The organism is Corallococcus sp. CA053C (assembly GCF_003611675.1).
Classification (GTDB): Bacteria; Myxococcota; Myxococcia; order Myxococcales; family Myxococcaceae; genus Corallococcus.
Genome location: NZ_RAWA01000348.1, coordinates 1 through 10,644, shown reverse-complemented (window position 1 = coordinate 10,644; position 10,644 = coordinate 1). Strand labels below are relative to the sequence as shown.

1 protein-coding gene is annotated in these 10,644 nt (G+C 69.7%); it reads left to right on the top strand.

The window, feature by feature from the left end:
* Positions 1-10,644, top strand: a 10,644-nt coding sequence (locus D7V97_RS32875) for a non-ribosomal peptide synthetase (protein WP_120614573.1), incomplete at both ends; no start/stop codon positions are given.

Below are 10,644 nucleotides of genomic sequence, written 5' to 3'. Positions count from 1 at the left end.
CCCGCCTCTACCGCACGGGCGACGTCGTGCGCTGGCGTGCGGACGGCCAGCTGGACTACCTCCAGCGGCTCGACTTCCAGGTGAAGGTGCGCGGCTTCCGCATCGAGCTGGGCGAAATCGAAGCCTCCCTGCTCACACATGCCTCCGTGCATGAGGCCGTCGTCCTCGCGCGTGAAGACGTCCCCGGGGACAAGCGCCTCGTCGCGTACCTCGTGCCCGTCTCGGGGCAGCAGGTGGACACCGCCGTGCTGCGCGCGTTCCTCAAGGAGCGGCTGCCCGAGTACATGGTGCCTTCGGCCTTCCTCGTCCTGGAAGCACTGCCCGTCAACGCCAACGGCAAGTTGGACCGCAAGGCGCTGCCCGCGCCCGACGCCTCGCCCCTCGCGGACTTCATCGCGCCTCGCAACCCCACCGAGGAGAAGCTCGCCAAGGTCTTCGGCCTCGTCCTGCGCCGCGAGCAGGTCAGCATCCACGACGACTTCTTCGCGCTCGGTGGCCACTCCCTGCTGGCCACGCAGCTCGTCTCGCGTGTGCGCAGCGTGTTGGGCGTGGAGCTACCGCTGCGTGCCCTCTTCGAAGCGCCCACCGTCGCCGCGCTCGCAGAGCGGCTCCAGTCCAACACCTCGAACCTCCGCCTGCCGCCGCTCACGCGGATCCGCACGGAGGGCGCGACGCCGCTGTCCTTCGCGCAGCAGCGCCTGTGGCTGTTGGATCAGCTCAGTCCCGGAGACGTCTCGTACAACATCCCCACGGCGCTCCGGCTGCTGGGGCGGGTGGACGTGGAGTCCCTGCGCCGTGCCTTCGAGGCGCTCATCCGACGCCATGAATCCCTGCGCACCACGCTCTCCGCCCCTGACGAAGAGCCGTCGCAGCACATCCACGCCGCGTCGGCGTGGGACCTGCCCGTCACCGACCTGACCCACCTCCCCGAGTCGCAACGCGAGGAGGAGGCCCAGCGCGTGGCGGTCACGGAGGCCCGCCGTCCGTTCCACCTCGCCACCGGCCCGCTGATGCGCTCCGCGTTGATACGGCTGAGCGAAGAGGAGCACCTGCTGCTGGTGACGATGCACCACGTCGTCTCCGACGGCTGGTCCATGGGCGTCCTCGTCCGCGAGATGACCGCCTTCTACGCGGCGTTCAGCACGGGCAGCATGCCAACCCTCCCACCCCTGCCCGTGCAGTACGCCGACTTCGCGGCGTGGCAGCGCGACTGGCTCCGGGGCGAAGCCCTGGACGCGCAGATCGGTTATTGGAAGCGGCAGCTCACGGGAGCACCGGCCGCGCTGGAGCTGCCCACCGACCGCCCGCGGCCACCCGCGCAGTCGCACCGCGGCGCCACGGTGGACGTCCGCATCCCCGCCAACGTGTCCGAGGCGCTCAAGGCCCTGGCGAAGCAAGAGGGCGCCACGCCCTTCATGACCCTGCTGGCCGCGTTCCAGGTGCTCCTGTCGCGCTACTCCGCCCAGGACGACATCAGCGTGGGGTCTCCCATCGCGGGCCGCACCCAGGAGGAAACGGAGGGCCTCATCGGCTTCTTCGTCAACACGCTGGTGCTGCGTGCACACCTGAAGCCCCAGGCAACATTCCGGGAGCTGCTGGTCCAGGTCCGAGGCACGACGCTCGCGGCCTACGAGCACCAGCACCTGCCCTTCGAGAAGCTCGTCGAAGCACTGCAACCCACACGCGACCTGAGCCGTGGCCCCCTCTTCCAGGCCATGTTCAGTCTGCAGAACACGCCCACCGAGGCGCTGCGCCTGCCGGGCCTGTCCTTCCAGCCGCTGCCGTTGGAAGCGCAATTCGCCAAGTTCGACCTCACCCTGGCACTGCGGGAGACCCCCACGGGGCTCATTGGCTCGTTCGAGTACGCGACGGACCTCTTCGATGCCTCGACCCTCGAGCGCATGGCCGGCCATCTGGGCGTGCTGCTGGAGGCCATCGCGACGAAGCCAGACACCCGGCTCGCGGACCTGCCGCTGCTCACCGACGCGGAGCGCCAGCAACTCCTCGTCGAATGGAATCCGCGCACGCCTTCAATGGAGCGTGAGTCCAGCATTGCCGCGCTGGTGGAGGCGCAGGTGCGCCGCACGCCTGACGCCGTGGCGGTCATCACCCCGGAGCGGCGCCTGACGTACCGGGAAGTGGACGCACGGGCCAACCAGCTCGCGCACCGGCTGCGCGGTCTGGGCGTCGGCCCCGAAGTCCGCGTCGGCCTGTGCGTGGAGCGCACCGAGGACCTCGTCATTGGTGCCCTCGGCATCCTCAAGGCCGGTGGCGCTTACGTGCCATTGGATCCCAGCTACCCGCGCGAGCGCCTGGGCTGGCTGTTGGAGGACGCGCAGGGTCCGGCACTGGTGGCGCACTCGCACCTGCTCGCCTCCCTCCCGGAGCACTCCGCCACGCCCGTGTGCCTGGACACGGACGCAGAACTCGCGAAGCAGCCCACCACGGCGCCTGCGGTGGACGTGCTCCCCGGCCACCTCGCGTACCTCATCTACACCTCGGGCAGCACGGGCCGCCCCAAGGGTGTCGCCATCACCCAGGGCAACGCCGTGGCCTTCCTGCACTGGGCAATGGCGACGTACTCGCCCGAGGAACTCAAGGGCGTCCTCGCGGCGACGAGCCTCAACTTCGACCTCTCGGTGTTCGAGCTCTTCGCCCCGCTCTCCAGCGGAGGCGCGGTGGTGGTGGCGCGCAATGCCTTGCATCTGGCGGAGCTGTCCACCGCGTCCGAGGTGACGCTCATCAACACCGTGCCCTCCGCCATGGCCCAACTGGTGCGCCTGGGTGCGGTGCCAGCGGGAGTGCGCGTCATCAACCTCGCGGGTGAAGCGCTGCCGGACACGCTGGCGAAGCAGGTGTATGGCCTGCCCTCCGTGGAGAAGCTCTACAACCTCTACGGCCCGTCGGAGGACACGACATATTCAACGGGCTCGCTGGTGGGGCGCGAGGAGGTGCCGCTCATCGGCCGGCCCCTGCCTGCCACGCGCGCCTACGTCCTCGACTCCACGCTCCAGCCCGTGCCGGTGGGCGTCGCCGGGGAGCTGTACCTCGCGGGCGAAGGCCAGGCGCGCGGCTACCTGCTGCGGCCGGACCTCACCGCGGAGCGCTTCCTCCCGGAGCCCTACGGCCCTCCAGGCAGCCGCATGTACCGCACCGGTGACCGCGTCCGCTACCGCGAGGACGGGCGACTGGAGTACCTCGGCCGCGTGGACTTCCAGGTGAAGGTCCGCGGCTTCCGCATCGAACTGGGTGAGGTGGAGTCCGCGCTCCGTCGGGTGACGTCCATCAAGGACGCCGTGGTGGTGGCGAAGGGTGAAGCCGCCGACAAGCGCCTCGTCGCCTACGTCGTGCCAAAGGCCGGCGGCACCGTGGAGGCCGAAGCGCTCAAGGCACAGCTGCGTCAGGGCCTCCCCGAGTACATGGTCCCCGGCACCGTGGTGGTGCTCGAAGTCCTGCCGCTCAACGCCAACGGCAAGGTGGACCGCAAGGCATTGCCGGAGCCCGAAGCACCCCAGTCGGGGAGCAGCTACCTCGCACCGCGCACGCAGACTGAAGCGAAGCTCGCGGCCATCTGGGCTGAAGTGCTTCGGCTGCCGCAGGTGGGCGTGCGGGACTCCTTCTTCGAGCTGGGCGGCCACTCGCTGCTCGCCACCCAGGTGGTGTCTCGCGTGCGCGCGGAGCTGAGCGTGGAGCTGCCTCTGCGCGCACTCTTTGAGTCACCGACGGTGGAAGGCCTCGCCGGGCGCCTGGCCGGCCTCACGGGAGTCAGCGCCCCGGCCCTCACGCGCGTCTCGCATGAAGGCCCGCTGCCGCTCTCCTTCGCGCAGCAGCGCCTCTGGCTCATTGATCAGCTCGAACCCGGCAGCTCCCTCTACAACATGCCCGTGGCGGTGCGGCTGGACGGCGCCCTGCGCACGGATGTGCTGGAGCAAGCGCTGCAGGAAGTCCTGCGTCGCCACGAGGCCCTCCGCACCACGTTCGCGCAGGTGGACGAAGAGCCCGTCCAGGTCATCCACCCGGAAGTCGTCCTGCCCCTGGGCCTCGTGGACCTGACGAACGTGGACGCAACACAACGGGAGGCCGAAGCGCGAGCGCGCATGGAGCAGGAAATGCGCAGGCCCTTCGACCTGCACACCGGTCCGCTCGTGCGCACGCTGCTCTTCAAGCTGGATGAGCGCGAACACATCCTCGTCGTCAACATGCACCACATCATCTCCGACGGCTGGTCGCTCGGAGTACTGGTGCGAGAGATGAGCGCGCTCTATGCCGCGTTCGCCAATGGCCAGCCGTCGCCCCTGCCGGAGCTCCCCGTGCAGTACGCGGACTACGCCGCCTGGCAGCGCCGGTGGATCCAGGGGGAAGTCCTGGATGCACAGCTTGGCTATTGGAAGCACCAGCTCTCCGGTGCGCCGGCCGTCATGGAGTTGCCCACCGACCGTCCGCGCCCGACGGTCCGCGGCAGCGCGGGTGCGGCGCTCGGCTTCACCCTTCCCCGTGAGTTGACGGAGAAGCTGCGGAACCTGGGTCATCACGAGGGCGGCTCGCTCTTCATGGTGCTGCTCGCGGGTTGGCAGGCGCTGCTGTCGCGCTACACGGGCCAGCAGGACCTCAGCGTGGGCTCGCCCATCGCGGGCCGCACGCGCGCGGAGACGGAGGGCCTCATCGGCTTCTTCGTCAACACGCTCGTGCTGCGCGCGAAGGTGGAGGATGGCCAGTCGTTCCGTGCGCTGCTCCAGCAGGTGCGCGGCACGGTGCTCGGAGCGTATGAACACCAGGACGTGCCCTTCGAGAAGCTCGTGGAGGTCCTGCAGCCCACGCGCAGCTTGAGCCACACGCCGCTCTTCCAGACGCTGCTGGCACTCCAGAACGTCCCCACCGAGGACGTGCGGCTGCCGGGCCTGCGCCTGCGAGGACTCGCCTTCCAACATGCGACCTCGAAGTTCGACTTGAGCGTCTTCTTCTCGGAGACGCCGGACGGATTGCAGGGCGAAGTGGAGTACAGCACTGCGTTGTTCGAGCGGAGCACGGTGGAGCGGATGGCCGCCCATCTGCGCACGTTGCTGGAGGAAGGGGTCGCGAAGCCCGAGCAATCCGTGGCCGAGCTGCCGCTGCTAGGGGCCGAAGAGCGTCAGCGCCTACTGGTGGCCTGGAACGACACCACGGCGGACAGCCCCACCGACGTCCCCGTCCATGTCCACTTCGCCCACCAGGCCCGGCGCGCGCCCGATGCCGTGGCGCTCGTCCAAGGCGAGGCCACGCTCTCGTACGCCCAGCTCGACGCCCGCGCCAACCAACTGGCCCACCACCTGCGCGCCCTCGGCATCACTCCCGGCGCCCGCGTCGGCCTCGCCGTCGAGCGGTCCTTCGAGTTGGTGGTTGCGCTCCTCGCCATCCTCAAGGCCGGCGCCGCCTTCGTCCCCGTGGACCGCAATGCCCCCGTGGAGCGCATCGCCGTGCTCCTGGAGGATGCCGATGTGGAGGTGGTGCTCACCCACCAGCCCTTCGCGCACCTGCTGCCTGCCACTGGCACCCGTGTCTGGTTGGATGCACAGCAGGACGTCCTCGCCGCGTTGCCCACGCATGCGCCGGATGTCTTCGTGGACGGCGAGTCGCTCGCCTACGTCATGTTCACCTCCGGCTCCACGGGACGTCCCAAGGGCGTCTGCGTGCCGCACCGGGGCATCACCCGACTGGTGCTCGGCAGCACCTGCATGCGCTTCGGGCCTGACGAGGTCTGGAGCCAGATCGCGCCCATTGCCTTTGACGCGTCCACCGTCGAAATCTGGGGCGCGCTGCTGCATGGCGCGAAGCTCGTCCTGGCTCCGCCCCATGCCCTCTCGCTGGAAGAGCTGACCACGCTGCTGCGTCAGCACCGCGTGACGACGTCGTTCATGACGACCGCGCTCTTCGAGCAGATGGTCCTGCACCACGGGGAAGCCGTGGCGGCGGTGCCGCAAATCGTCACGGGGGGTGATGTCATGCCCTGGGCTCGCGTGCGCGCGCACCTGCCCCGTCTCTCCTCGGGTTCGACGCTGGTGCATGCCTATGGCCCCACGGAGAACACGACGTTCTCCACCACGCTGCCCCTGCACCGCGACACGCGGGTGGACGGCCCGGTGCCCATCGGCCGTCCCATCTCCAACGCCACCGCCTACGTGCTGGATGCGCACCAGCGACCCGTTCCCGTGGGTGTCGCGGGCGAGGTCTACGTCGGCGGCAAGGGCCTCGCCTGGGGCTACCTGCACCGCCCCGACCTCACCGCGGAGCGCTTCGTCCCCCATCCCTTCGCCACCACGCCTGGAGAGCGCCTCTACCGCACAGGTGACAAGGCCCGCTGGTTGGAGGACGGCACGCTCGACTTCCTGGGCCGCGTCGACTTCCAGGTGAAGGTGCGCGGCTTCCGCATCGAGCTGGGCGAAATCGAAACCTCCCTGCGTGCCGCCGTCGGCGTCAACGAGGCCGTTGTCATCGCGAAGGGAACAGACGGGGACAAGCGCCTCATCGGCTACGTCACCGCGCTCGAAGGCCACACGCTCGACGTCGACGCCCTCAAGAGAGGCCTCAAGCAACACCTGCCCGAGTACATGGTGCCCTCCGCGCTGCGGGTGCTGGAGGCCCTGCCCCTCAATGCCAACGGCAAGGTGGACCGCAAGGCCCTGCCCGAGCCAGGCGATGCTCCGCGCGCCTCCGCCCTCGTCGCCCCGCGCAACGCCACCGAGGAGCTGCTGGCCGCGATCTTCTCGGAGGTGCTGCGCGTGGAGCGCGTCGGCATCGACGATGACTTCTTCGCGCTCGGCGGGCACTCCCTGCTGGCCACCCAGCTCGTCTCACGCGTGCGCGCGGCCTTCGGCGTGGAGTTCCCCCTGCGGGCCCTCTTCGAGGCCCCCACGGTGGAAGCGCTCGCGAAGCGGCTCGAAGGAGCCCACCGCCCCCTCCACCAGGCACCGCCGCTGCGGCCTGGCTCGCGTGAGGGAGCCATTCCCCTCTCCTTCGCCCAGCAACGCCTGTGGCTGCTGGATCAACTCCAGCCGGGAGACATCTCGTACAACATCCCCACGGCGCTCCGGCTGATGGGCCGCGTGGACGTGGAGGCCCTGCGCCGTACCTTCGAGGCGCTCGTCCAGCGCCATGAATCCCTGCGCACCACGCTCTCCGACGCCCACGAGGAACCGTCGCAGCGCATCCAGGCTCCGTCCGGGTGGGACCTGCCCCGCATCGACTTGTCGTCCCTTCCCGAATCGCAGCGTGAGGAGGAGGCTCAGCGCGTCGCGGCCACGGAAGCGCGCCGCCCGTTCCACCTCGCCACGGGTCCACTCCTGCGCACCACCCTCGTGCGCCTGGGCGACGAGGCGCACCTGCTGCTGGTGACGATGCACCATATCGTCTCCGACGGCTGGTCCATGGGCGTGCTCGTCCGCGAGCTGGCCGCCTTCTACGCGGCGTTCAGCACGGGCAGCACGCCGTCGCTCGCACCTCTGCCCGTGCAGTACGCGGACTTCGCGACGTGGCAGCGCGACTGGCTCCAGGGTGCGGCCCTGGAAGCACAGATGGGCTACTGGAAGCAGCAGCTCACGGGAGCACCGGCCGCGCTGGAGCTGCCCACCGACCGGCCGCGTCCGCCCGTGCAGTCGCACCGAGGCTCGACCGTGCCCGTGCGGCTCTCACTGCCTGTCTCCGAGGCGCTCAAGACGCTGGCGCAGCGTGAAGGCGCCACGCCCTTCATGACCCTGCTGGCCGCGTTCCAGGTGCTCCTGTCGCGCTACTCCGCCCAGGACGACATCAGCGTCGGTTCTCCCATCGCCGGCCGCACCCAGGAGGAGACCGAAGGCCTCATCGGCTTCTTCGTCAACACGCTGGTGCTGCGCACGCACCTGAAGCCGCAGTCAACGTTCCGTGAGTTGCTCGCCCAGGTGCGAGGCACGACGCTCGCGGCCTATGAGCACCAGCACCTGCCCTTCGAGAAGCTCGTCGAAGCGGTGCAGCCCGCGCGCGACCTGAGCCGAAGCGCGCTCTTCCAGGCGATGTTCTCACTCCAGAACGCGCCCACGGAAGCACTGCGCATCCCCGGGCTGTCCTTCCAGTCCGTCGACGTGGCCACGAGTTCCTCGAAGTTCGACCTGACGCTCACCTTGCAGGAGTCGCCCCAGGGCTTCGTCGGCTCATTGACGTACGCCACGGATCTCTTCGACGCCTCGACGATTCAGCGCATGGCTGGCCATCTGGGTGTGCTGCTGGAGGCCATCGCCGCGAAGCCGGACACGACGCTCGCGAACCTGCCGCTGCTCACCGCTCCGGAGCGCCAGCAGTTGCTCGTGGACTGGAACGGTCCCCGCGTCGACTTCCCGCGCGACACCTGCATCCACGACGCCTTCGCCGCCCAGGCCCGCCTCACGCCCGATGCACTGGCCGTCGTGTGCCGTGATGAGCGGCTCACGTTCCGGGAACTCGACGCACGTGCCAACCAACTGGCCCATCGCCTCCAGGCGCTCGGCGTCGGCCCGGACGTGCGTGTGGTGCTCTGCGTGGAGCGCTCCGTGGAGGCCCTCGTCGGCATCCTCGGCACGCTCAAGGCCGGTGGCGCCTACGTGCCCATTGACCCGAGCTACCCGCGCGAGTGGCTCGCCCACGTCCTCCAGGACACGGGCGCACCGGTGGTCCTCACCCAGCAGCACCTGCGCGACACCCTGCCCCCGCACACCGCCAACGACCTGTGCCTCGACTCGGACGCGGCGGACCTCGCCCGCGAATCCGATGTCGCCCCGGCCACCGACGTGTCCCCGGAGCACCTAGCCTACATCATCTACACCTCCGGCAGCACCGGCCGCCCCAAGGGCGTGATGATCCAGCACCGCTCCGTGCTGAACCTCCGCCTGGCGCTGGCGAGCACCGTCCACGCCGACGCCAAGAAGGCGGAGCGGGTGAGCGTCAACGCACCGCTGTCCTTCGACGCCTCCGTCAAGCAGCTCATCCAGGTGCTGGACGGCCACACGCTCTGCATCGTCCCGGATGAGGCACGCGCGGACGTAGGGGAGTTGGTGAAGCGCATCGGCCAGGACGCGCTGGACGTCCTCGACTGCTCACCCGCGCACCTGCGCCTCCTCCTCGAAGAGGGCCTGCTCGCACGCGAGTCCATCCCGAGCCGCGTCCTCGTGGGCGGTGAAGCGGTGGACCCGGCCACCTGGAGCCACCTCGCGACGAATGAGCGCATGCGCGTCTTCAACGTGTACGGCCCCACCGAGTGCACGGTGGACGCCACCGTGTGCGCGTTCGATGCCTCGCCCACGCCCACCATCGGCCGGCCGCTGCCCAACGTCCGCGTCTACGTCCTGGACCGCAACCTCCACCCGGTGCCCACGGGCGTCTCCGGCGAACTCTTCATCGGCGGCGAAGGCGTGGCCCGTGGCTACCTCGGCCGACCGGAGCTGACCGCGGACCGCTTCATCCCGGATGCGTTCTCCACCACTCCAGGGGCGCGGCTGTACCGCACGGGCGACGTCGCGCGGTGGCGGGCCGACGGCATGGTCGACTACCTGGGCCGCGCGGACTTCCAGGTGAAGGTGCGTGGCTTCCGCATCGAGCTGGGCGAAATCGAAGCGACGTTGCTCCAGCACCCGGAAGTACACGAAGCCGTGGTGTTGGCGCGCGAGGACGTGCCCGGGGACAAGCGCCTCGTGGCCTACGTCACCGCTCTTGAAGGCCACACCCTGGAGGCGGAGGCCCTCAAGGCACACCTCAAGCAGCACCTGCCCGAGTACATGGTGCCCTCCGCATTCATGGTGCTGGAGGCCCTGCCCCTCAACACCAACGGCAAGGTGGACCGCAAGGCCCTGCCCGCACCGCTGGGCACCGCCCCTACCTCCAGCTACGTCGCGCCGAGCACGCCCACCGAAGAACAGCTCGCGGCCCTCTTCACGCAGGTGCTGCGCGTGGAGCGCGTCGGCATCCACGACGACTTCTTCGCGCTCGGGGGCCACTCGCTGCTGGCCACCCAGCTCGTCTCGCGCGTGCGCTCCACCTTCCGTCGCGAGCTGCCCCTGCGAACCCTCTTCGAGGCGCCCACCGTGGCCACCCTCGCGCAGCGCATCGAAGCCACGCAAGCCAGCACCCCTTCAGCTCCGAAGAAGATGATCGCGGTGCGCGCCACCACGGTGCCGCTGTCCTTCGCACAGCAGCGGCTCTGGCTGTTGGATCAGCTCCAGCCCGGGGACGCGTCCTACAACCTGCCCGCCGCGCTCCAGCTCACCGGGCGCCTGGACGTGGAAGCCCTGCGCCGAGCCTTCGAGGCCCTCGTCCAACGCCACGAGGCCCTGCGCACCACCTTCCACGAGCACCTGGGTGAGCCCACGCAGCGCATCCACGCCCCGGGTGACTGGACGCTACCGCTCGTGGACCTCTCCGCCCTACCTACCGCACAGCGGGAAGACGAAGCCCGACGACAGGCCAGCGACGAAGCACGCCGTCCGTTCCACCTCGCCACGGGTCCACTCCTGCGCACCACCCTCGTGCGCCTGGGCGACGAGGAGCACCTGCTGCTGGTGACGATGCACCACATCGTCTCCGACGGCTGGTCCATGGGCGTGCTCGTCCGCGAGCTGGCCGCCTTCTACGCGGCGTTCAGCACGGGCACCACGCCGGCCCTCCCGC